Annotated in this window: 19 protein-coding genes and 4 tRNA genes; 11 read left to right on the top strand and 12 right to left on the bottom strand. The window is 49.1% G+C overall.

Translation table 11 applies throughout. The features are described 5' to 3' along the window. The first annotated feature begins 240 nt into the window (after nucleotides 1-240). The 5 genes from EDF88_RS12975 (at nucleotide 241) to EDF88_RS12955 (ending at nucleotide 1,292) form a co-directional block, all read left to right on the top strand. Nucleotides 241-316: transfer RNA gene (locus EDF88_RS12975), tRNA-Val, on the top strand. Nucleotides 317-359: 43 nt separating this feature from the next. After that, nucleotides 360-435 (top strand) — tRNA-Val (locus EDF88_RS12970). A gap of 33 nt (nucleotides 436-468) precedes the next feature. Beyond that, nucleotides 469-544 (top strand) — tRNA-Val (locus EDF88_RS12965). A 3-nt stretch (nucleotides 545-547) separates the two neighbouring features. After that, nucleotides 548-623 (top strand) — tRNA-Lys (locus tag EDF88_RS12960). Nucleotides 624-947: 324 nt separating this feature from the next. Then, nucleotides 948-1,292 carry a FlxA-like family protein gene (locus EDF88_RS12955; RefSeq protein ID WP_064512890.1) on the top strand — a complete coding sequence of 115 codons (345 nt, stop codon included), beginning with the start codon at nucleotides 948-950 and terminating at the stop codon, nucleotides 1,290-1,292. On the opposite strand, the gene EDF88_RS12950 is transcribed toward EDF88_RS12955, so the two are convergent. Beyond that, the gene (locus EDF88_RS12950; protein WP_134185051.1) at nucleotides 1,289-2,218 is read right to left on the bottom strand and encodes a LysR family transcriptional regulator; all 930 of its coding nucleotides are present in this window, start codon (nucleotides 2,216-2,218) and stop codon (nucleotides 1,289-1,291) included. The genes EDF88_RS12955 and EDF88_RS12950 overlap by 4 nt on opposite strands. A 90-nt stretch (nucleotides 2,219-2,308) precedes the next feature. On the opposite strand from EDF88_RS12950, the gene EDF88_RS12945 reads away from it, so the two are divergent. Continuing rightward, a complete protein-coding gene (locus tag EDF88_RS12945; protein ID WP_064512895.1) occupies nucleotides 2,309-3,298 on the top strand; it encodes a bile acid:sodium symporter family protein in 990 nt (329 codons plus the stop codon). On the opposite strand, the gene EDF88_RS12940 is transcribed toward EDF88_RS12945, so the two are convergent. From EDF88_RS12940 to zipA, 3 genes are all read right to left on the bottom strand, one after another. Further along, nucleotides 3,299-3,514 (bottom strand): DUF3820 family protein, encoded by a 216-nt coding sequence (locus EDF88_RS12940; protein ID WP_034459012.1) that lies wholly within the window; start codon nucleotides 3,512-3,514, stop codon nucleotides 3,299-3,301. It abuts the gene before it with no gap. A gap of 1 nt (nucleotide 3,515) precedes the next feature. Next, a complete protein-coding gene (gene ligA, locus EDF88_RS12935) occupies nucleotides 3,516-5,534 on the bottom strand; it encodes an NAD-dependent DNA ligase LigA (RefSeq protein ID WP_134185049.1) in 2,019 nt (672 codons plus the stop codon). Between the two features lie 68 nt (nucleotides 5,535-5,602). Then, nucleotides 5,603-6,589, bottom strand: a complete 987-nt coding sequence (gene zipA / locus EDF88_RS12930) for a cell division protein ZipA (RefSeq protein ID WP_208326143.1) — start codon at nucleotides 6,587-6,589, stop codon at nucleotides 5,603-5,605. Nucleotides 6,590-6,819: 230 nt separating this feature from the next. Between zipA and cysZ the strand changes: the two genes are divergently transcribed. From cysZ to crr, 5 genes are all read left to right on the top strand, one after another. Continuing rightward, entirely contained in the window at nucleotides 6,820-7,581 is a 762-nt protein-coding gene (gene cysZ / locus EDF88_RS12925) for a sulfate transporter CysZ (protein ID WP_064512901.1), read from the top strand. Nucleotides 7,582-7,733: 152 nt separating this feature from the next. Continuing rightward, entirely contained in the window at nucleotides 7,734-8,705 is a 972-nt protein-coding gene (gene cysK, locus EDF88_RS12915; RefSeq protein ID WP_064560169.1) for a cysteine synthase A, read from the top strand. 395 nt (nucleotides 8,706-9,100) lie between these two features. After that, nucleotides 9,101-9,358, top strand: coding sequence for a phosphocarrier protein Hpr (gene ptsH / locus EDF88_RS12910; protein WP_034459025.1), 258 nt, complete (start codon nucleotides 9,101-9,103; stop codon nucleotides 9,356-9,358). A 44-nt stretch (nucleotides 9,359-9,402) separates the two neighbouring features. Further along, nucleotides 9,403-11,130 carry a phosphoenolpyruvate-protein phosphotransferase PtsI gene (ptsI, locus tag EDF88_RS12905; RefSeq protein ID WP_064512905.1) on the top strand — a complete coding sequence of 576 codons (1,728 nt, stop codon included), beginning with the start codon at nucleotides 9,403-9,405 and terminating at the stop codon, nucleotides 11,128-11,130. 40 nt (nucleotides 11,131-11,170) lie between these two features. After that, complete coding sequence (gene crr / locus EDF88_RS12900; protein WP_034459029.1) at nucleotides 11,171-11,680, top strand: PTS glucose transporter subunit IIA; 510 nt, start codon at nucleotides 11,171-11,173, stop codon at nucleotides 11,678-11,680. A gap of 91 nt (nucleotides 11,681-11,771) precedes the next feature. On the opposite strand, the gene EDF88_RS12895 is transcribed toward crr, so the two are convergent. The 8 genes from EDF88_RS12895 to EDF88_RS12860 all read right to left on the bottom strand — a co-directional run bounded on the left by EDF88_RS12895 (nucleotide 11,772) and on the right by EDF88_RS12860 (nucleotide 21,733). Continuing rightward, entirely contained in the window at nucleotides 11,772-14,438 is a 2,667-nt protein-coding gene (locus EDF88_RS12895) for a glycoside hydrolase family 78 protein (protein WP_134185045.1), read from the bottom strand. Between the two features lie 45 nt (nucleotides 14,439-14,483). Beyond that, nucleotides 14,484-15,788, bottom strand: coding sequence for an MFS transporter (locus EDF88_RS12890; RefSeq protein WP_134185043.1), 1,305 nt, complete (start codon nucleotides 15,786-15,788; stop codon nucleotides 14,484-14,486). Nucleotides 15,789-15,866: 78 nt separating this feature from the next. Beyond that, nucleotides 15,867-16,724, bottom strand: a complete 858-nt coding sequence (locus tag EDF88_RS12885) for a helix-turn-helix domain-containing protein (protein ID WP_134185041.1) — start codon at nucleotides 16,722-16,724, stop codon at nucleotides 15,867-15,869. Nucleotides 16,725-16,935: 211 nt separating this feature from the next. Then, on the bottom strand, nucleotides 16,936-17,847 hold the full coding sequence (gene cysM / locus EDF88_RS12880) for a cysteine synthase CysM (protein ID WP_134185039.1): 912 nt from the start codon (nucleotides 17,845-17,847) through the stop codon (nucleotides 16,936-16,938). A 71-nt stretch (nucleotides 17,848-17,918) separates the two neighbouring features. Next, nucleotides 17,919-19,019 (bottom strand): sulfate/thiosulfate ABC transporter ATP-binding protein CysA, encoded by a 1,101-nt coding sequence (gene cysA / locus EDF88_RS12875; protein WP_064512916.1) that lies wholly within the window; start codon nucleotides 19,017-19,019, stop codon nucleotides 17,919-17,921. Continuing rightward, on the bottom strand, nucleotides 19,009-19,884 hold the full coding sequence (gene cysW / locus EDF88_RS12870; RefSeq protein WP_064512918.1) for a sulfate/thiosulfate ABC transporter permease CysW: 876 nt from the start codon (nucleotides 19,882-19,884) through the stop codon (nucleotides 19,009-19,011). The genes cysA and cysW overlap by 11 nt, the downstream gene beginning before the upstream one ends. Beyond that, nucleotides 19,884-20,717, bottom strand: coding sequence for a sulfate/thiosulfate ABC transporter permease CysT (gene cysT / locus EDF88_RS12865; protein WP_064512920.1), 834 nt, complete (start codon nucleotides 20,715-20,717; stop codon nucleotides 19,884-19,886). The genes cysW and cysT overlap by 1 nt, the downstream gene beginning before the upstream one ends. After that, on the bottom strand, nucleotides 20,717-21,733 hold the full coding sequence (locus tag EDF88_RS12860) for a sulfate ABC transporter substrate-binding protein (protein WP_134185037.1): 1,017 nt from the start codon (nucleotides 21,731-21,733) through the stop codon (nucleotides 20,717-20,719). Before EDF88_RS12860 ends, cysT begins: the two co-directional genes overlap by 1 nt. Nucleotides 21,734-21,928 lie beyond the last annotated feature (195 nt).

Genomic DNA, 21,928 nt, shown 5'->3' with positions numbered 1-21,928 from the left:
AAAGTACCGGGGAACCGGCAAATGCCAGGGAATATAGAGTGGGCAACATTCTACCACTGTGTACTGATTCCTCAATGTCGATACCCTTTCTTGTCTTCAATCCACATATTTTGATGACAAATCAATCACCAATGCGTAATTCGCGATCGCATTGTTTATTTTTACGACGAACGAACAAAATCTTTAGAAAAGGCGTTGACTCATTTTCAACTCTCCCTATAATGCGACTCCACACAGCGGGGGTGATTAGCTCAGTTGGTAGAGCACCTCCTTTACACGGAGGGGGTCGGCGGTTCGAGCCCGTCATCACCCACCATTCATTAGTGAGTGATTCCGCAGTGTAGCAAGAGATAAGATTTGGGTGATTAGCTCAGTTGGTAGAGCACCTCCTTTACACGGAGGGGGTCGGCGGTTCGAGCCCGTCATCACCCACCATTATCTACTCTTGCAATAGAAGTACCGAAGTTTGGGTGATTAGCTCAGTTGGTAGAGCACCTCCTTTACACGGAGGGGGTCGGCGGTTCGAGCCCGTCATCACCCACCATTCGGGGCGTTAGCTCAGTTGGTAGAGCAGTTGACTTTTAATCAATTGGTCGCAGGTTCGAATCCTGCACGCCCCACCAAATTTAGACAAAAGCGCCTTCGGGGCGCTTTTGTTGTTTCTAAGGCTCGATCTTTTTCATGCTGGGTTCGAACCTGCTGCAGGTTTGACAAAATCGTCGGGAACGATTTTACATCACCGCTTGCGGTGACCCTCAGGGCGAGTCTCAGGATGAGACGAGTGATATCCTGCACGCCCCACCAATGTATAAAGGCGCCTTTTTGCTATGCGCGTTTCTAATACAGCACCTGGCGCCCTGCCAAAATTAATGAATACCACCTTCTTCTCTCAAGATTATCCCGCGTTTAGCCGATAACTGCTTCATCTAATCCCTCGAGGAACTATTATGAGCAACACTATCAACACCTCTACACCTTCACCGCAAGCCAGCACAGGCAGTTCTTCAGCAAGTTCTGGTAACAACCTGGCTTCACAAATCAGCCGTATCACCCAGCAAATCACTAAACTAACTCAGCAAGCGAAAGATATTGCCAATGGCAGCGGCACAACAGAAGAAAAGCAAAAACAGCAGGAACTGATTCAGGCGCAGATTAAAATGCTGCAGGCGCAACTTGCACAACTACAGCGCCAGCAAGTAGAAGCTGCAGAGAAAAAACAGGAACAGCAACAATCCCGAGTGGAAGGTGTGAATAAACCATCCGAAGATCATCAGATCGATATCTACGTCTAATCTTTATTAAACAGTGGGTCGCTCAGGCGAGCAGTAGTTAACTGCTGCGCCTGTTGACGAACAACCTGCCAGATAGCTTCAGCAGCACGAGAAAGTGAGCGATTTTTCCGCCGCACCAACATTAATTGCCGATCGACAACCGGAACTAGCGGCCTGACAACCAGAGGGCGCTCTTTAGGTAACGGCAATGCAAGTGCTGGAAGAACGCTAATGCCAATTCCGGCCTCAACCATTGGAAACAGTGTTGCCGGGTGGCCAATCTGCTGAACAATATTGGCCTCAATACCCTGACGCATTAACGCATCATCGATCAACGGGCGGCTGCCTGATGCGTAATCCTGTAGCACCAGGTTTTGACCTTGTAATGCCTGCCACGAAACACACGACTGAGCGGCAAACTGATGGTCATTACGGCAAAGCAATAAAAACGGCTCGGAAAGCACGACTTCACAATCCAGATCATTTGCCTGAATAGGGTCGATAACCATGCCAAAATCGACTTCCCCCTGACGAATGCTTTGCAGCACCCACTGTTGCGGGCGGTCGTGGAGCACAAAGCGGATCGCGGGAAACTCAAGCGCCGCCGCAGCGATAGATTGCGGCATTAAGTGGGCGGAGATAGTCTGGCTCGCGGCGACCCGCACAATTCCGCTTAGCTGATGGCCAACGCTACGTGTATCCAAAAGTGTGCTGGTCAACTCTTCGAGCAGCCGCTCAAGCCTGGACGCCAGTTGTTGGCCCGCATCCGTCAGCACGACTTCTCGTGTTGTGCGGTCCAGCAGCTTTACGCCTAGCTCACTCTCTAACTCTTTTACGCTATGGCTAACCGCCGATTGGCTCAAACCAATTTGCTCCCCTGCCCGGCTAAAACTCCTGGCATGAGCTATGGCGACAAACACTTTTAACTGACGCAGTGAATAATTCATCTATTAAATTCATTAATGCATTCAATAAATCAATTTTATTTCTAAAACTAATGAAAGCACAATAGCCCTACAACAGTTTGAGGAATGATGATGAAACTCTTTCGCGTACTCGACCCCTTCACGTTGACGCTAATTGTGACCGTATTACTGGCGTCTTTCTTCCCCGCTCAAGGCAGCTTTGTTGGCTTTTTTGAAGGGCTAACGACCGCCGCAATTGCACTGTTATTCTTTATGCACGGCGCAAAGCTTTCGCGCGAAGCGATTATTGCTGGCAGCAGCCACTGGCGTTTACACCTGTGGGTAATGTGCAGCACGTTCGTGCTATTCCCGGTGTTAGGCGTGTTGTTCGCCTGGTGGGCTCCAGTCAATGTCAGCCCTGAGATTTATACAGGATTCTTGTACCTGTGTATTTTGCCTGCCACGGTGCAGTCCGCTATTGCGTTCACTTCGCTTGCAGGTGGCAACGTTGCAGCAGCCGTGTGCGCCGCATCGGCCTCAAGTCTGCTTGGTATATTCCTGTCGCCACTTTTAGTGGGCATGGTGATGCATGTTCATGGCGCGAGTGGCAGCTTGCAGCAGGTCGGCAGCATTATGATGCAGCTACTGGTGCCGTTTGTGGCGGGTCATCTTTCTCGCCCGTGGATTGGTAATTGGGTCGCAAAACATAAAAAATGGATTGGTAAAACGGATCAGACTTCCATTCTGCTCGTCATTTACACGGCATTTAGCGAAGCGGTAAGGCACGGAATTTGGCACAAAGTCGGCCTGGGTTCACTGCTGTTTATCGTGGTGGTAAGTCTGGTATTGCTGGCTATTGTCATCACCATCAACATGTTTGTGGCAAGGCGTCTGGGCTTTAGTAAAGCTGATGAAATTACCATTGTGTTTTGCGGTTCGAAGAAGAGTTTGGCGAATGGTATTCCAATGGCAAATATCTTATTCCCGGTCGCAACAGTCGGGATGATGGTGCTGCCGCTTATGATCTTCCACCAGCTGCAGTTGATGATATGCGCGGTGCTAGCCCGCCGTTATCAGAAAGAGACGCAGGTGGCAGCCAAAGCCGCCACCGATAACACTTAGTTAATGCCTTTTGAGGGGCTTCACCAGCCCCTCCAACCCTTCGGTCTTAATCAGCAAAGTAAGCCTCATTAGCTCACCCAGATGCCCTTGAGGAAATTCATCTTTACGCGCAAACCACAGCAAGTACTCTTCCGGTACATCAATCAATACGCGACCTTTATATTTGCCGAACGGCATTACTGTATTAGCTATCTCAATAAGCTGCTCTTTATCCATCTCATTCACCTAACAAGCGAATCATTTCAGCTTCATCAATCACGTCGATACCCAATTCCTGTGCTTTGACGAGCTTAGAACCAGCCGCCTCACCCGCAATCACCAGGTCAGTTTTCTTCGATACGCTGCCCGCAACTTTCGCGCCTAATGCGACCAGGCGTGCTTTGGCATCGTCACGAGACATAATGGTCAGTGAACCTGTGAGTACCACCGTTTTGCCGGCAAATGGGCTGTCGATCTCTTCCGCTTTGATAATCACCGGAGCAGGCCAGTGAACGCCCGCTTCTTCAGTCAACTGGCGAATCACTTCACGGTTGCTCTCTTCAGCGAAGAAGTTGAACGTATGAGTAGCGACCACAATTCCCACGTCAGGTACTTTTTGCAGATCTTCGATGCTTGCCGCAATCAGCGCATCCAGCGTAACAAAGTGCGCCGCTAAACCGGCGGCTGTCGCTTCGCCGACTTCGCGAATGCCAAGTGCATAGAGGAAGCGTGCAAACGTGGTTTCTTTTGCTTTTTCCAGTGCATCGACCACGTTTTGTGCCGACTTTGGCCCCATACGGTCAAGCCCGGTAAGTTTACCGGCAGTCAGACGGAAAAGATCCGCAGGCGTATGAACGTATTCTTTCTCAACCAATTGGTCGATTATCTTATCGCCCATGCCATCAACATCTAGCGCGCGACGAGAGACAAAATGCTTAAGCGCTTCTTTACGTTGTGCGCCACAAATCAGGCCGCCGGTACAACGTGCAACCGCTTCGCCTTCAACACGTTCAACGTCAGAACCACAAACCGGGCAATGCGTCGGGAAGACAATCTCGGTGGTATTTTCCGGGCGTTCAGACTCCACAACACCAACAACCTGCGGGATAACATCGCCCGCGCGGCGGATAACCACGCGATCGCCAATTCTTAAACCCAGGCGCTCAATTTCATCAGCATTATGCAATGTGGCATTACTAACCAGCACACCTGCAACCTGAACCGGCTCCAGACGAGCAACAGGGGTAATTGCACCCGTGCGACCAACCTGGAACTCAACGTCACGAACAAAGGTCATTTGTTCCTGAGCCGGGAACTTGAACGCCACCGCCCAACGCGGTGCACGGGCAACAAAGCCCAGAGTTTCTTGCAGCGCGAGCGAGTCAACTTTGATAACAACACCGTCGATATCAAAACCTAATTTCGGGCGATCGGCTTCAACCTGGTGATAAAACGCCAGCACTTCTTCAGGTGTATTACACAGACGAATGCGGTCGCTCACCGGCAACCCCCACTCTTTAAACTGCTGCAAACGCCCATGATGGCTGGCAGGCAATTCGCCGCCTTCAAGCAAACCCACGCCGTAGCAGAAAAAGGTTAATGGGCGCTTTGCCGTAATGCGAGGATCGAGCTGACGCAGAGATCCGGCTGCAGCGTTACGCGGGTTAGCAAAGATTTTCCCGCCTGTGCGGCGCGCTTCTTCGTTAATCTTTTCAAAGCCCGCCTGAGGCAGGAATACCTCGCCACGAACTTCCAGGCGGCGGGGGATGTTCTCACCACGCAGTTTTAGAGGGATAGAGCGGATGGTGCGCACGTTAGCAGTGATATTTTCGCCCGTCGTACCATCGCCACGAGTTGCGGCGCGAATCAGTACTCCATCTTCGTACAGCAGGCTCACCGCGAGGCCATCGAGTTTCAGCTCGCAGCAAAAAGTAATGGCTTCTGGGCTTTTTAAGCGGTCCTGAACTCGCTTGTTAAAGGCCAGGTAGCTAGCTTCATCAAAGGCGTTATCAAGCGACAGCATCGGTACTTCATGGCGAACCTGGGTAAATTCGCTTAAAGGTGCAGCACCTACGCGCTGTGTCGGTGAATCAGGGGTGATGAGTTCAGGATGCGTGTCTTCCAGAGAACGCAATTCAGCCATCAGGCGGTCATACTCCGCATCCGGGATTTCTGGAGTATCAAGCACATGGTAAAGGTATTCATGATGGCGAAGCGTGGTTCGCAGTTGAGTAATTTTTTGTTCGATTGTGTCCATATCGCACCATCAATATAAAAAACCCCCGGAATCCGAGGGTTCAAAGAAAAACATGTTCAGAGCGCGTATCAATGGCTGATGTTAGCTTCAACCACTTCGCGGATACGGTCCTGGTACTCACGCATTTTTTGCGGCGTCATCATACGACGTTGGTCATCAAGCACAACACCACCGACTTCATCGGCAATGTGCTGAGCGGACTGCAGCATCAATTTAAAGTTTTGCGTTGGGTCGCCGTATGACGGTACTTGCATGAAAATTGTCACGCCAGGCGTTGCAAAATTCGTCATGCTTTCTGGGTCAAAAGAACCTGGCTTAACCATATTAGCAAGACTAAAGAGAACCGGACCACTGCCATCAGGACTGAGATGACGATGGAAAATGTTCATTTCGCCAAAGATAAAGCCCGCTTGCTGAATACTGTTTAACAGCACATCACCGTTAATCATGCTGCCAGCATGAGCAGAAACGTTCAGCACAATCACCGTCTCTTTACGACGTGCCGGAGGTTCCGGTGTCGGAGCAGGTTGTACCGCAACTGGCTCAGGCGCAGGTTCAGAATGCTGCACCGGTTGGACCGGCGCTTGCGGTGCCACTGGCTGAGGCGGTTGAACAGGCTGTTGTACCGGTTGATGGACAGCAGGTTGCTGTGGCGCTGGCTGATGTGCCGGCGCAACAGGAACTTCCTGACGTGGAATAACCGGTTCAGGCTGACGCACTGGCGCACTCTGACGCGGCTCCGCAGAGGCGTAAGGTGGCTCATACTGATGTTGAGGAGCTTGCGGCTGACGAGGCATTTCTGGCTCGCGAGTCGTTGTTTCTGGCGCAGGATTAACCCGACGCACACGCACCTCACCTACTCCATCATCTTGTTCATCGTCAGCCTCGTCGTCATCCGATTCGTATTCGTCACGCTTAGACTTCAGGCGCTTCATTGGACGATCACGAAAAATGGAAGAACGCTCCTTACGACTTGTCCACAGGCCGTGAACCAGTAAGGCTATTATGGCGATCGCGCCAACAATGATTAATATCAGACGCAAATCCTGCATCATTATATTCTCTGTTGTTCTAACACCTTGCCACCGCGGCAAACATTTACTCACTAAGAGTATTTGCCCATCTGCTCAAGTGCAAGTCCGCACACTGTTTTCTCAGCATAAAGATGTACCAAAATCGATTTTTCGCTGTTTTTTCGACCATTTCTTAATAAGTTTTTCTCCTGGCACTCAGTTATGATAACTCTGCACGTCATTGTAATGACCAAAAAGGAGTTCGTTCAGATATGGTTTCAACTTCAGGAGCCGGGCCACGTAGTGGCGTTTATTACTTTTCGCAAGGCTGGAAGCTGGTACATCAGCCAGGGATCAGGCGCTTCGTGCTCTTGCCATTGTTGGTCAATATTTTATTAATGGGTGGAGCATTTTGGTGGTTGTTTACTCGCCTGGATGTTTGGGTTCCCACACTTCTTTCTTACGTTCCAGATTGGTTACAGTGGTTGAGCTATCTCATTTGGCCACTGGCAGTCGTGTCTATCTTGCTGGTGTTTGGCTACTTCTTCTCAACCATAGCCAACTGGATTGCTGCCCCCTTCAACGGATTACTGGCAGAACAACTCGAAGCTCGTCTGACTGGCGCAACACCGCCGGATACCGGCGTGTTAGATATCATGAAAGATGTTCCACGTATTATGAAACGCGAATGGCAAAAGCTCTCCTGGTACCTACCGCGAGCGCTTGTATTGCTGGTTCTCTACTTTATCCCTGGCATCGGCCAAACCGTCGCGCCAGTTTTATGGTTCTTATTTAGCGCCTGGATGCTGGCTATCCAGTATTGCGACTACCCATTTGATAACCATAAAGTGCCATTTAAAGAAATGCGCATCTCACTGCGTGAGAAGAAAATCATTAACATGCAGTTTGGCTCACTAGTCAGTCTGTTTACGCTTATCCCATTCCTGAATCTGGTTATCATGCCAGTCGCTGTATGTGGTGCTACCGCCATGTGGGTCGACTGCTATCGCCCTAAACACGCCATGTGGAAGTAAATTTGCAGGAGCGGCTTATGCCGCTCCTTATTCCTTCTGGCTTCTGCTTATTTCCCTTCTACATATAGATATGCGATTTCTTTACTTCCGCATAACTTCTAAGCAGGTATGCTGGAGAGGTTTCCCAAATTTCATACAGTTAAGGACGGGTTATGAGCAAGATCTATGAAGACAACTCTCTGACTATCGGTCATACGCCGCTGGTTCGACTTAACCGCATCGGTAATGGACGCATCCTGGCCAAGGTAGAGTCCCGTAACCCGAGCTTTAGCGTAAAATGCCGTATCGGGGCCAATATGATTTGGGATGCCGAAAAACGCGGTGTGCTGAAGCCTGGTATAGAGTTAGTTGAGCCAACCAGTGGTAACACCGGCATTGCACTGGCATATGTCGCCGCAGCACGTGGTTATAAGCTGACGCTAACCATGCCTGAAACCATGAGTATTGAACGCCGTAAGCTGCTCAAAGCCCTGGGTGCTAACCTGGTATTGACTGAAGGCGCGAAAGGCATGAAAGGCGCGATTCAGAAAGCAGAAGAAATTGTTGCCAGTAATCCTGAGAAATTCCTGTTACTGCAACAGTTTAGCAATCCAGCAAACCCTGAAATCCATGAAAAAACTACTGGCCCAGAAATTTGGGAAGATACCGATGGTGAAGTGGACGTATTCATCGCTGGTGTTGGCACCGGTGGTACGTTGACTGGTGTTAGTCGCTATATTAAAAACACCAAGGGCAAAACAGACCTTATCAGTGTGGCCGTTGAGCCGACTGACTCCCCGGTTATTGCTCAGGCTTTAGCGGGCGAAGAACTCAAACCTGGCCCACATAAAATTCAAGGTATCGGTGCTGGTTTTATCCCTGGAAACCTCGATCTGAAGCTTATCGACAGAGTTATCGCTATCACTAACGACGAAGCAATTTCTACTGCACGTCGTTTGATGGAAGAAGAAGGTATTCTTGCGGGGATTTCATCGGGTGCAGCAGTAGCTGCAGCGTTAAAACTTCAGGAAGATGAAGCATTTACCAATAAAAATATTGTGGTTATACTGCCTTCTTCCGGGGAGCGTTACCTGAGTACCGCCCTGTTTGCCGATCTTTTCACTGAAAAAGAACTCCAACAGTGAAGCCAATCAGGTAAATCAGTGTAAAAAAGCACCCGAATGGGTGCTTTTTTGTGGCATACGTCAAACTTTTAGGCACCCTGCCATTGCGTCACTCCGCCAGGTCTGGTATCTATCCAGCAAATTATTTTGATGCGCGAAATTAATCGAAAAATGTGATGTATATCTGCTGAATCGATTTAACGATTTGGTGCAAAATCACATTTCACGGCATAATGATTAATGACGAGCGAGCCGCGAAGCGCATGGTCGATACCAAAGCACATTTCGTGGTTCCAGAAAGCATCCTGTGTCGCGTAGAGTTACAATTAACACGGCGCTAACTATACAGGCTAAAGTTTTGCCACCAGGCTAGACTTTAGTTCCACAACACTAAACCTATAAGTTGGGGAAATACAATGTTCCAGCAAGAAGTTACCATTACCGCTCCAAACGGTCTGCATACCCGCCCTGCTGCTCAGTTTGTTAAAGAAGCTAAAGGCTTCACTTCTGAGATCACTGTGACCTCCAACGGCAAAAGCGCAAGCGCGAAAAGCCTGTTCAAACTGCAAACTCTGGGTCTGACCCAAGGTACTGTTGTGACCATCTCCGCTGAAGGCGAAGATGATCAGAAAGCAGTTGAGCATCTGGTAAAACTGATGGCTGAACTCGAGTAAGTTCTGGGTTCTTCGTAAATATCAGTCACAAGTAAGGTAGGGTTATGATTTCAGGCATTTTAGCATCCCCGGGTATCGCTTTCGGCAAGGCACTTTTGCTGAAGGAAGATGAAATTGTCATCGACCGGAAGAAAATTTCTGCCGACAAAGTTGCGCAGGAAGTTGAACGTTTCTTAAGCGGGCGCGCTAAAGCGTCGGCACAGTTAGAAGCGATCAAAATTAAAGCTGGCGAGACCTTCGGTGAAGAAAAGGAAGCTATCTTCGAAGGCCACATTATGTTGCTGGAAGACGAAGAGCTTGAGCAGGAAATCATAGCCCTTATCACCGATAAGTTAGTGACTGCTGATGCAGCTGCTCACGAAATTATCGAAGGCCAGGCGATCGCGCTGGAAGAATTAGACGATGAATACCTGAAAGAACGTGCGGCTGACGTACGTGATATCGGTAAACGTCTGCTGCGCAATATCCTTGGTCTGGCAATTATTGACCTTAGCTCCATCCAAGATGAAGTTATCCTGGTCGCTAAAGATTTGACTCCGTCAGAAACCGCACAGCTTAACCTGCAAAAGGTTCTGGGTTTCATCACCGATATCGGTGGCCGTACCTCCCATACCTCCATCATGGCACGTTCTCTTGAACTGCCTGCGATTGTTGGTACCGGTAGCGTGACCAGCCAGGTGAAGAACGGCGATTACCTGATCCTCGATGCTGTTAACAATAAAGTTTACGTTAACCCAACCAACGAAGAGATCGAAGCTCTGCGTGCTGTACAGCAGCAAGAAGCTTCTGAGAAAGCTGAACTGGCAAAACTGAAAGACCTGCCAGCAATCACTCTCGATGGTCATCAGGTAGAAGTATGCGCAAACATTGGTACTGTTCGTGATGTCGACGGTGCTGAGCGTAATGGTGCAGAAGGTGTAGGTCTGTATCGTACAGAATTCCTGTTCATGGACCGTGATTCACTGCCAACTGAAGATGAGCAGTTCGCGGCGTACAAAGCTGTTGCTGAAGCCTGTGGCTCACAAGCAGTTATCGTGCGTACCATGGATATCGGTGGCGACAAAGAGCTGCCGTACATGAACTTCCCGAAAGAAGAGAACCCGTTCCTGGGCTGGCGTGCAGTACGTATCGCCATGGATCGTAAAGAGATCCTGTACGCTCAGGTTCGCGCTATCCTGCGTGCTTCTGTATTCGGTAAATTACGTATTATGTTCCCAATGATCATCTCTGTTGAAGAAGTGCGTGCACTGAAAGCTGAGATCGAAATCATGAAGGCGCAGTTGCGTGAAGAAGGCAAAGCGTTTGACGAAACTATTGAAGTTGGCGTGATGGTTGAGACTCCGGCTGCGGCCACGATTGCTCGCCATTTGGCTAAAGAAGTCGACTTCTTCAGTATCGGTACCAATGACCTGACGCAGTACACCCTGGCAGTTGACCGTGGTAATGATATGATTTCACATCTTTACCAGCCAATGTCACCGTCTGTACTGACTCTGATTAAGCAAGTTATTGATGCTTCTCATGCAGAAGGTAAATGGACCGGTATGTGTGGTGAGCTTGCAGGCGACGAACGTGCTACACTTCTGTTGCTGGGAATGGGTCTGGACGAATTTAGTATGAGTTCCATTTCTATCCCGCGCATTAAGAAGATTATTCGTAACACGAACTTCGAAGATGCGAAGGTGTTAGCAGAGCAAGCACTTGCTCAACCGACAACGGACGAGTTAATGATGCTGGTTAACAAGTTCATTGAAGAAAAAACAATCTGCTAATCCACCGGATGCGGCCCAATTTACTGCTTAGGAGAAGATCATGGGTTTGTTTGATAAACTGAAATCTCTGGTTTCTGATGATAAAAAAGACACCGGAACCATTGAGATTGTTGCCCCACTTTCTGGCGAAATCGTTAACATTGAAGATGTTCCAGATGTGGTTTTCGCCGAGAAGATTGTTGGTGATGGTATTGCAATTAAACCGACTGGCAACAAAATGGTTGCTCCGGTTGACGGCACCATCGGTAAAATCTTCGAAACTAACCATGCTTTCTCTATCGAATCCGATAGCGGCATTGAGTTGTTCGTCCACTTCGGTATCGACACTGTTGAACTGAAAGGCGAAGGCTTCAAACGCATCGCAGAAGAAGGCCAGCGCGTTAAGAAAGGCGACGTAGTTATCGAGTTCGATTTGGCCCTGCTGGAAGAGAAAGCGAAGTCTACCCTGACTCCGGTTGTTATCTCCAACATGGACGAAATCAAAGAGCTGATCAAACTGACTGGTAGCGTGACTGTGGGCGAGACCCCGGTAATCCGCATCAAGAAGTAAGATTCACGCGGCAGGTCATCTCCCTGCAATGAATAAAAAAACCGGAAATGTCTATTTCCGGTTTTTTTTCGTCAATGTCTGGCACTGAATTTTATGCGCGCAGATATTCGACCTTATAATCTCCCGATCCTACCTCTGCAAATCCGCTATTCTCTTGCAGCTTAAAGACCATATCCGGAGCTGACAGCAGCTCTCCGATGCCCGAAAGTTTTAGGGTCGCATGTGTGTTATGTGGAACCTTAACGTCCAACGTCACAATATCCCCCACTCTGCTTTGTCTCACTTGCCAGCGAACCTTAATTTCACCGTAAACGGAGTCATAAGCCGCATCGACCCAGGAAACGTTGCCGCCAATCGTCGGTGCGATAATCACATGCTTAAAGCCTGGTTCATCAGCGTCTGCCTCAATACCCGCAACGGAGCGATACAGCCACTCCCCCACCGCGCCATATGCATAATGGTTAAACGAGTTCATATCGGCGCTCCACATCGAGCCATCAGGCTTCATACCATCCCAGTGCTCCCAGATGGTCGTTGCACCTGCTTTTACTTGATACAACCAGGAGGGAAAATCATCCTTAAGCAGCAGTTCCCACGCCTCTTGTTCCCGCCCATTCTGGCTCAGTGCATGGCAAAAATAAGGGGTACCCACAAAACCGGTCACCAAATGGCCATCATGCTCGCGCAGGAGTTCTACAAGCGTATTCACGGTACGTTCCCGGAACGATTCTGGCACCAGGTTAAAATAGAGCGCCAGAATATGTGCAGTCTGCGTTCTGGCCGCAAGCCTGCCTGAGGGAGTGAAGAACTCATCCTGAAAACGCTGAACGATTTGCTGATGCAAAGTGCTGTAGCGCTCAAAATCTTCTGTTCGATTGAGTGCTTTGGCGGCCTGGCTGAATAGTTGTGTGGAGTAAGCAAAATAAGCCGTGCAGACAAGATCCGTTGGTGTCGCACCAAAATAACTCCCCTCTTTCGCATCCAACGCAACCCAATCGCCAAACTGCAATTTATAACGCCAGATCAGGTTCTCGGAATGCGTGAGCATAAAATCCACCCAACCTTTCATGCTCTGATACTGGTTTTCCAGAACGCGAGTGTCGCCATACATCAGGTACATCGTCCACGGATTGATAACCGCGGCATCTGCCCACGCCGCTGCTGAGTGCGTTCCTCCCTCGGCCAGGTTGATATCATTCGCGCAATGCCCGGTGAGAATATCAGGAATGACGTGCGGCACACCGCCTTCTGGCGTCTGGTCGTGTTGCAGATCCCGGAGCCATTTCGCAAAGAAATTACGCGTATGCATCAGGTAACTGGCCGTGCGGCAAAATATCTGTGCGTCCCCTGTCCAGCCCAGTCTTTCATCGCGCTGGGGGCAGTCGGTCGGGACATCAATGAAATTCCCTTTTAACCCCCACAGAATGTTGTGATGAAGCTGGTTTAAATCTTCATTTGAACAATTGAAATGACCGGTTTGAGCCATATCAGAATGCAGCACCACAGCTTTGAAATTCTCAGGGCTGACATTTCCAGGGTAGCTTTCGACTTTTACGTAGCGAAAACCCTGCCAGGTAAAGCGAGGGTGATAAACCTCCGTCGCCCCGCCTTTTAAAACATACTCCACGCGTTGTTTCGCTGAACGCAAATTATCCAGATAAACATTTCCCTGAGCATTCAGCGTCTCGAAATGGCGCAGAATAACTTTGTCACCCCGATTGCCATTTACTTTGAATTCAACCCAGCCACTCAGGTTTTGCCCGAAGTCGATAACCGTATCGCCCTGCGGCGTCGTGATAATCGAAGTGGGTTCCAGCGTGGCTATTTTTTTTACTTTGCAGGCGCCCTGCGCGGTGAGCACTTTTTTATCATAAGAAACCAGGCTGACAGGCCGCCAGTGAGCGTCATCAAAACCCGTTTTATTCCAGCCTTCTTGCTCAAAGCTTGCATCGCAAATTTCACCGTCGTAAATCTCAGAGAACATAATCGGTGAATCTTCGCCACGCCAGGAATTATCGCTGACCACAATCTGCCGGGTTCCATCCTCATAATGAATCACCAGTTGGCAGATAAGTGCGGTCTGTTCGCCGTAATAATTCCTGTCGCGGGTAAAGCCCATATCACCTTTATACCAGCCAGCCCCCAGCTCAGCGCCAATAGCGTTCTCACCCGGCTTGAGTTGCTCGCTCAAATCGTAAGTTTGATAAAGCAAATGGTTGTGGTAGCTCGTCCAGCCGGGCGTTAGCTCATCATTACCGGCTTTGCCTCCATTAAGATAAAACTGATAAACCCCTAAAGCTGATACATGCAAATAAGCGGAAGCCACCGTGCTGTCATTGTTGAGTGAAAAGGTTTTTCTTAATAGTGTGACTTTTGAATTATCTTTATCTGCAAGAGTTTCAGCAGATATAAAATCCCCTGACCAGGGGGTATCCAGCAGCCCAGTAATAAATTCTGCGGCGGTACTCCACAGGCTTTCCTCACCCTGGTTATCTTTAATTTTTACACGGACAAAATAACGTGTTGAGGGATGCAGTAAAATTTTATTAATATTCACATTCACCGAAGCGTCACTACTGATTACTCCGCTATCAAATAAAACAACATCGAAGTATTTATCATCACTCACCTGTAACTGATAACAAACTTGCTTCACATTCCTTTGGTTACTTTCAATCTCCCAACCGATGACTGGAAAAGCATCGATACCCGATAAAGATAACTCATAGTCAAGCGTGACCTTTTTAACTGACAACATAATGACAGACTCCTTTGATAACTCAATATTTTGTAGATCCGATATTTATTTTGTCCGCATCGCTTCGGTAGGTAATAAAGGGACTCTGGGATATATTTCCACTACCATTTCGCCTTCACTTGAAAATTCATTTCTTTGTTGGCGATGAAAACACAGCCAGCCAATAAACATACCTAGAGCAACAATTGCAGAAAGGATGGAGTAAAGTGCTACCGGTCCAGCATCGAGTAAAACGGGAGTGACAAAGGCTAATAATGCACATGATAAACGTGCCACACCCACAATCGCCCCCTGAGCAGTTGAACGAAGCATGGTCGGAAATGATTCCTGCGACCACACTTTCATAATACCTTCAAAAGCCATACCACTGCCGGTAGCAGTAAATAAAAGGAAGCAGAACCACGATAATGGCGAGAAATTAAGTAATACGGGCATAAAGAAACCGCCAGCAAAGAAGAATGCGCCAATAATAAAAACCAGCATTCTTTTTGAGGTGTCTACCATCTTCATAAAGAGCAAACCAGATAATACTCCTACGGGCATCAACAATAAATTCCACAGAGAATTTTCCTCAACCGTAATGCCGACTACATTCACGGCAACATAAGTCCCGAATTGGCCGCCGGTATTTGCCGCCAGATTCACCAGCGTATAAAAAAAGCATAACGCTACAAACGGCCATAAATATTTCCCATGCAGTAAATCTTTAAACGACGATTTCTGTGCGCGAACCGTTGTCGCCCCGCGGCGATTCTCGTCACGAGCAAGTAACCACATTGGCGATTCAGGAATCGTCCAACGTAATAGCAGCAACACGGCGGCGACAATGCCCACATGAAGGTACATAATTTGTGCACCCAATTGCCCCCAACCCCCGACGACGGCTGAAATTCCCATGGTGGTGCTGATACCTACCAGCCACAACAGGTTAGATAATCCGATAATCTTGCCACGGTTTTTATCACAGGCCGCTTCAGCAATCGTTGCCAAAGAAACCGGCAAATCAGCTCCTGTCGCCAGGCCAACAAACATCGTACCGGCCAGCAAAACGACAAAGACCTTGCCAAACGCCAGCATCAGCGATCCCAAAACAATCATTGCCATAGTGGCAATAAACACTTTTCTCCTGCCGAGGCGGTCGCCCAACCTGCCACCTAAAAATGCGCCAATTGCAATGCACAGAGTTAATACGCCGGAAAGTACACCAATATCAGCCGAAGTAATGCCAATCGCTTTCTGATAAATAACTAACGCTGTGCCATTGGAAACAATGGCGGCCGAGTCGATATAAGATGCCATTCCCGAAACAACCCCCACATACCAAGGGTTAATGATTTTTGTTTTATCCATAACATTGACTCCATTAAACTATTGTTTACGTCATGTATTACTTATTCCCATAAAAACTGATGAATATGAAAAATATGGCTATAATTCTGTGATTGAATAACTTAGATGTCTTTCCTGCGAGGGTGTACGAGAAAATCTCTTTTTATACACATCGGTTAAACGTGAGGCGTTAATAAAGCCGCAAAATAACGCCACATCTTTAATCGGCCGATCGGTAGTCCGTAAAAGTTCCTGTGCCTTTAACAAGCAACAAATTTGCTGAAATTTCTCGGGTGTGGTACCGGTCATCTCTTTAAAGAAACGAAACATCGTGCGTTTCGCCATCCCACACTCTTCGCACAAAGCGTCCCAATTAATATGTCGGCAATAGTTTTGGCGAACATAATTCAGTATTTTTTGCCCGCTACTTTCACTGTTACGATTTCTTTCTCCCCGGCGAGCAATGCAGCGACACAGCAAAGAGACAATTTCCAGAATGGCTGCTTCTGTAGCAGAAAAGTAAACTGCATCAAAATTATCATCTCGCCTGGCTGTGACTTCTTCCGTTAACCCGACGATTTTCTGCAGTTCACTTTCGTTTAAAGTGAGCAGTTCTCTCACTGAAGGTTGAGTCGTCTCTCGGACAACATCCAACAATGTATCAATATTATGTATGAAACCAAAATGCCGGTCTTTATGAAATAAGAGATTAATAAGGGAAAGATTATTAGTCGACTCGTAATAATGAGTGTCATTCGCCGAAACAAAAAAGAAGTCACCTGTATAAACCAACTCCACCTGATCGTTAATAATATGAAAACCGCTGCCGCTACGCACAATAACCAGCTCATCAAAATCATGGCCGTGGGCATCTGCCATTTCCTGGTTATCCAACATAAATAAACAGAAGGCGTGTGCCTCTGAAAGAAAAAAATCTTGTGGTTGTTTAATTTCCATCTATTCACCTGCCAGTTATTTATTACATCGTGGTGATAGAGATATTAGAACTTAATATTAATGACAAGTCATTATGGCAAGATGGCACTGCGGCGTAAGTCACCGTGACGTTACTATCATTTTTTCTTAATAAGTCAGATTAGAGGGGGGATGGCGAGGTAACGATTTTGTAGGGCGTGGCTTATCACCCTACACGATTAATATTCTGAAATTATATTCCTGAGCCTTGCGAATAACTCTCTTCGCCAAACACTCCCGTCGATAAATATCGATCGCCGCGGTCGCAGATAATCGCCACTACCACCGCCCCCGGATTTGCCTGTGCAACACGTAATGCGCCTGCGACTGCACCACCGGAACTCACGCCGCAGAAAATCCCCTCTTCACGGGCAAGTTTGCGCATCATTCTCTCGGCTTCGACCTGCGACATATCAATCACTTCATCAACCAAAGCAGGGTTGAAAATTTTTGGTAGCCACTCTTCTGGCCAGCGGCGAATTCCCGGAATGCTGCTGCCATCTTCGGGTTGTAAACCAACAATGGTGACGGTTTTTTCCTGCTCGCGCATAAACTGACTAACGCCAGTTACGGTACCGGTAGTACCCATGCTCGAGACAAAGTGCGTGATTCTTCCCTGTGTCTGCTGCCAGATCTCCGGCCCGGTTGTGCTGTAATGCGCATAGGGGTTATCCGGGTTGTTGAACTGGTCGAGGACTTTCCCCTCACCGCGTTCATCCATCAAACGTGCCATTTCGCGTGCGCCTTCCATGCCCTGCTCTTTGGTCACAAGAATCAATTCTGCGCCATAAGCCTGCATCGCCGCTTTGCGTTCCATACTCATGTTGTCAGGCATTAAAAGCTTCATTCGGTAGCCTTTAAGCGCTGCAATCATCGCCAGTGCAATCCCGGTATTGCCGCTGGTCGCTTCAATGAGCGTATCTCCTGGGGAGATTTCACCGCGAGCTTCTGCGCGTACAATCATCGAAAGTGCAGCTCTGTCTTTAACCGAGCCTGCGGGGTTGTTCCCCTCAAGCTTTACCCAAATTTCACTGCCGTTATCAAGGCCGGTGCGCTGCAATTTAACCAGAGGTGTATTGCCAATCGTGCTTTCTAAGGTGTTCACTTGCCTGTCCAGAAAATAAGAAAAGCGGCCACGTGGGCCGCCTTTGCGTGTCGTGTTGTTCAGTAAACTTATCAGGCGGATTGCGCGAGGTCTACCTGGCCATTATAAGTACTGTGAATTCTGTTCTTCCCATCATACAAGCGCGCATGTTGCAGGCCGACAAACAGACGTTCACCACGCACAGGAACATAGTCTTCGCGCAGCACAACCGTTAACGGTTCGTCATACCAGCCCAACGGCTGCACAACCAGCTGCATGTAATGCCCACGTGGGCTGATTTCCAGCACCTGAACTGGCAGTGGCGAATCCAGATTAGTACGGCGGCTGACGTCCACTTCCCACGGGCGTAAGAACAAATCGACAGGCCCCTGGTGCGCAGGTGTAAAGCCAAGCGGCCAACGGTGTGCGCCAACATGGAACTGGCTGCCGCGCACAACGCCTTTCATACGGTTCACTTCACCAAGGAACTCCAACACGAAACGAGTCGCGGGTTCGCGCCATACCGCTTCCGGCGTATCAACTTGTTCAATATTCCCCTGGCTCATGACCACCACGCGGTCCGCGACTTCCATCGCTTCTTCCTGGTCGTGGGTCACGAATACGCTGGTGAATTTCAGCTCTTCATGCAACTGGCGCAACCAGCGGCGCAACTCTTTACGTACCTGTGCATCCAGCGCACCGAATGGCTCATCAAGCAGCAAGATTTGCGGTTCAACCGCCAGCGCACGTGCCAACGCCACACGTTGCTTCTGCCCACCGGAAAGCTGTGCCGGGAAACGATCTGCCAGATGGGATAACTGCACCATCTCCAGCAAACGAGTGACTTTCTGTTTAATCGCGGCGGAAGAAGGACGTTCGCGGCGCGGCAGAACCGTCAGGCCAAAAGCGATGTTGTCGAACACCGTCATATGGCGAAACAGTGCGTAATGCTGGAACACAAAGCCCACTTTGCGGTCACGCGCGTGAATGCGGCTCACATCGGTGCCGTGGAAACTAATGCGCCCGCTGTTCTGGTGCTCAAGGCCCGCGATAATACGCAGCAGCGTGGTTTTACCGGAACCTGACGGCCCAAGCAATGCCACCATTTGGCCAGAAGGGATATCCAGCGAGATATCATTCAACACCTGGGTGCGACCAAAAGATTTCTTAATATTGGTAATATCAATGCTCATGATTCCCCTCCTGTTGCAGGCGTTTTTCCTGGCTATTCAAACGCCACTGCACCGCACTCTTTAAGAACAACGTAACGATTGCCATCAGGGTTAATAACGCCGCAGCGGTAAACGAGCCAACGGTGTTGTAGTCCTGCTGTAGCAATTCAATCTGTAACGGCAGTGAGAATGTCTCACCGCGGATAGAACCGGAAACCACCGACACGGCACCAAACTCACCAATGGCGCGAGCATTGGTTAACACCACGCCGTACAGCAGCGCCCAGCGGATATTGGGTAATGTAACGCGTCTGAACATCTGCCAGCCCGAAGCGCCGAGCAAAATCGCTGCTTCGTCTTCCTGGCTGCCCTGGCTCAACATCACTGGCACCAGTTCGCGCACCACAAACGGACAAGTCACGAAGATAGTCACCAACACCATGCCCGGCCAGGCGAACATAATCTGGATGTTATGCGCATCCATGAAGCCTGCCAGCGGGCCATTCGAACCGTAGAACAGCAGATAAACCAGTCCTGCGACTACGGGTGAAACCGCGAATGGAATATCCAGCAGCGTCAGTAACAACTGGCGGCCAGGGAAATCAAAGCGTGTCACCAGCCATGCCAGCAAAATACCGAACACCAGGTTCACCGGCACGGTAATCAGCGCAATCATTACGGTGAGCCAGATGGCGTGCAGCATATCCGGGTCAACAATATTGCGCAGCGCAGGCATCAGCCCTTTCGAGAAGGCCTGAGCGAAAATCGATGCCACTGGCACCACCAGCAGCAAAAAAGAAATCAGTACGCCGAGGCCTATCAGCGTCCATTTGCCCCAGTTAAATCCAGTACGGCGATAGCTTTTCAATTCAGTTACGTCCGTCATCAGTGACCTACCACGCGCCGACCAAAGCGACTTTGCAACGTGTTAATGGTAAACAGCAGCAGCAGTGAAGCGGCAAGGATCACCGAGGCAATCGCACTTGCTGCCGGGTAATCAAACTCCTGCAAACGCACGAAAATCATCAGTGAGGTGACTTCGGTCTTCCAGGCGATGTTGCCGGCAATGAAAATTACTGCGCCGAATTCACCCAGGCTACGGGTGAATGAAAGTGCTACACCCGCCATCAGCGCCGGAGAAAGCTCCGGTAAAATCACGCGGCGAAAACTCTGCCAACGCGTCGCACCCAGCGTTTCCGCAGCTTCTTCATATTCCGGGCCTAACTCTTCCAGCACGGGTTGAATGGTTCGCACTACAAACGGGATACTGGTAAATGCCATTGCCACGGCAATACCCAGCCAGGTGTACGTCACTTTAATGCCAAACTGCGCCAGCCATTCGCCGTACCAGCCGTTAACTGAAAACAGCCCGGCAAGCGTTAAACCCGCTACGGCAGTGGGCAGAGCAAAGGGTAAATCCATTAATGCATCAAGCAGGCTACGGCCCGGAAATTGGTAGCGCGTCAGGATCCACGCCATCAACATGCCAAAGAAACCGTTGAAGATAGACGCCACACCCGCAGACAGCAGCGTGACTTTATATGCCGCCACCACCTGCGGGTTGGTGATCACTTCCCAATACTGCGCCAGCGTCATCTCAGAGAGTTGCATCACCAGCGCACTTAACGGCAGCAGTAAAATCAGGCAAACAAACAGCAAACTGGTGCCGAGGCTTAAGGTAAAGCCCGGCAGCACCCGCTTGGAGGCAACAGAAAACATTACTCACGCCCCTTGCCGAGCAACTGGTCAAACTCACCGCCGCTGGCAAAGTGGGTTTTCATCGCTTCTGGCCAGCCACCGAACTCATCTTCCACACGGAACAATTCGGTCTGAGGGAATTTATCTTTCAGTTTTGCCATCACTTCCGGGTTATTCACACGGTAGTAATAGTCAGTGATGATGGTTTGTGCCGCCGGGCTATACAGGAAGTTCAGATACTCTTTTGCTGCTTTTTCAGTGCCGTTGGCTTTGACGTTTTTATCGACCCAGGCCACCGGGAACTCCGCCAGAATGTTGACCTTTGGCACAACCACTTCGTAGCCATCTTTCTCGTACTGTTTGCTAATGTTGTTAACTTCGGACTCAAAGCTAATCAACACATCACCCAGGTTACGCTCAACAAACGTGGTGGTTGCACCACGGCCGCCGGTGTCAAACACTTCAACGTTTTTCAGGAACTGGGTCATGAACTGTTCTGTTTTGGCTTTATCGCCGCCGTCAGCTTTGTTGGCTGCACCCCATGCACCTAAGTAGGTGTAACGGGCATTACCTGAAGTTTTTGGGTTAGGGAAAATCAGCTTTACGTCCGGGCGAACCAGGTCGCTCCAGTCGTGAATATTTTTAGGGTTGCCCTTGCGCACCAGGAACGCCATGGTGGAATAGAACGGCGAACTGTTGTTTGGCAAACGCGCCTGCCAGTCGGCTGGAATCAGGTTGCCTTTGTCATGCAGGATCTGCACATCCGAAACCTGGTTATAAGTTACAACGTCTGCTTTTAAGCCCTGCAAAATCGCCAGCGCTTGTTTTGATGACCCGGCATGAGATTGTTTAATCACCAGCTTGTCGCCGTTATTTTCCTCAGCCCACTGTTTCTGGAAGGCAGGATTGAGCGCGGCAAAAAGCTCGCGAGACACATCATAAGAGCTGTTCAGCAGTTCCGTGGCATGAGCTGAACCTGCCAGCAACGCAGAAACAACCAAAGCACTCCAGACTTTTTTAACCGATGTCATTGCCATTGGGCACCCTTATAAATGTGATAACGATCGAGCTTTATGGTTACCAGTGTATTTATAACGAGTGTCAAAGCTGTAACGGTTTTATATATCGTTTGGTGATTTGCAATAAGAAAGGGATATATACCCGTCATACTTTAAGTTGCGGTGGTGTTGGGTCTAATTATTTCAGGTATCAAAGGTAGGGCGTTAGCGGCG

It is taken from the genome of Buttiauxella sp. BIGb0552, from assembly GCF_004366275.1.
GTDB lineage: Bacteria > Pseudomonadota > Gammaproteobacteria > Enterobacterales > Enterobacteriaceae > Buttiauxella > Buttiauxella gaviniae.
Note: the sequence above shows the minus strand (reverse complement) of the source record. Positions and strands in the feature narration are given on the sequence as shown.

Excerpts from the sequence above, each read along its gene's own strand:
- EDF88_RS12955 (WP_064512890.1), top strand. The coding sequence starts at position 948 with ATGAGCAACACTATCAACACCTCTACACCTTCACCGCAAGCCAGCACA.
- EDF88_RS12950 (WP_134185051.1), bottom strand. The coding sequence starts at position 2,218 with ATGAATTATTCACTGCGTCAGTTAAAAGTGTTTGTCGCCATAGCTCAT.
- EDF88_RS12945 (WP_064512895.1), top strand. The coding sequence starts at position 2,309 with ATGAAACTCTTTCGCGTACTCGACCCCTTCACGTTGACGCTAATTGTG.
- EDF88_RS12940 (WP_034459012.1), bottom strand. The coding sequence starts at position 3,514 with ATGGATAAAGAGCAGCTTATTGAGATAGCTAATACAGTAATGCCGTTC.
- ligA (WP_134185049.1), bottom strand. The coding sequence starts at position 5,534 with ATGGACACAATCGAACAAAAAATTACTCAACTGCGAACCACGCTTCGC.
- zipA (WP_208326143.1), bottom strand. The coding sequence starts at position 6,589 with ATGATGCAGGATTTGCGTCTGATATTAATCATTGTTGGCGCGATCGCC.
- cysZ (WP_064512901.1), top strand. The coding sequence starts at position 6,820 with ATGGTTTCAACTTCAGGAGCCGGGCCACGTAGTGGCGTTTATTACTTT.
- cysK (WP_064560169.1), top strand. The coding sequence starts at position 7,734 with ATGAGCAAGATCTATGAAGACAACTCTCTGACTATCGGTCATACGCCG.
- ptsH (WP_034459025.1), top strand. The coding sequence starts at position 9,101 with ATGTTCCAGCAAGAAGTTACCATTACCGCTCCAAACGGTCTGCATACC.
- ptsI (WP_064512905.1), top strand. The coding sequence starts at position 9,403 with ATGATTTCAGGCATTTTAGCATCCCCGGGTATCGCTTTCGGCAAGGCA.
- crr (WP_034459029.1), top strand. The coding sequence starts at position 11,171 with ATGGGTTTGTTTGATAAACTGAAATCTCTGGTTTCTGATGATAAAAAA.
- EDF88_RS12895 (WP_134185045.1), bottom strand. The coding sequence starts at position 14,438 with ATGTTGTCAGTTAAAAAGGTCACGCTTGACTATGAGTTATCTTTATCG.
- EDF88_RS12890 (WP_134185043.1), bottom strand. The coding sequence starts at position 15,788 with ATGGATAAAACAAAAATCATTAACCCTTGGTATGTGGGGGTTGTTTCG.
- EDF88_RS12885 (WP_134185041.1), bottom strand. The coding sequence starts at position 16,724 with ATGGAAATTAAACAACCACAAGATTTTTTTCTTTCAGAGGCACACGCC.
- cysA (WP_064512916.1), bottom strand. The coding sequence starts at position 19,019 with ATGAGCATTGATATTACCAATATTAAGAAATCTTTTGGTCGCACCCAG.
- cysW (WP_064512918.1), bottom strand. The coding sequence starts at position 19,884 with ATGACGGACGTAACTGAATTGAAAAGCTATCGCCGTACTGGATTTAAC.
- cysT (WP_064512920.1), bottom strand. The coding sequence starts at position 20,717 with ATGTTTTCTGTTGCCTCCAAGCGGGTGCTGCCGGGCTTTACCTTAAGC.
- EDF88_RS12860 (WP_134185037.1), bottom strand. The coding sequence starts at position 21,733 with ATGGCAATGACATCGGTTAAAAAAGTCTGGAGTGCTTTGGTTGTTTCT.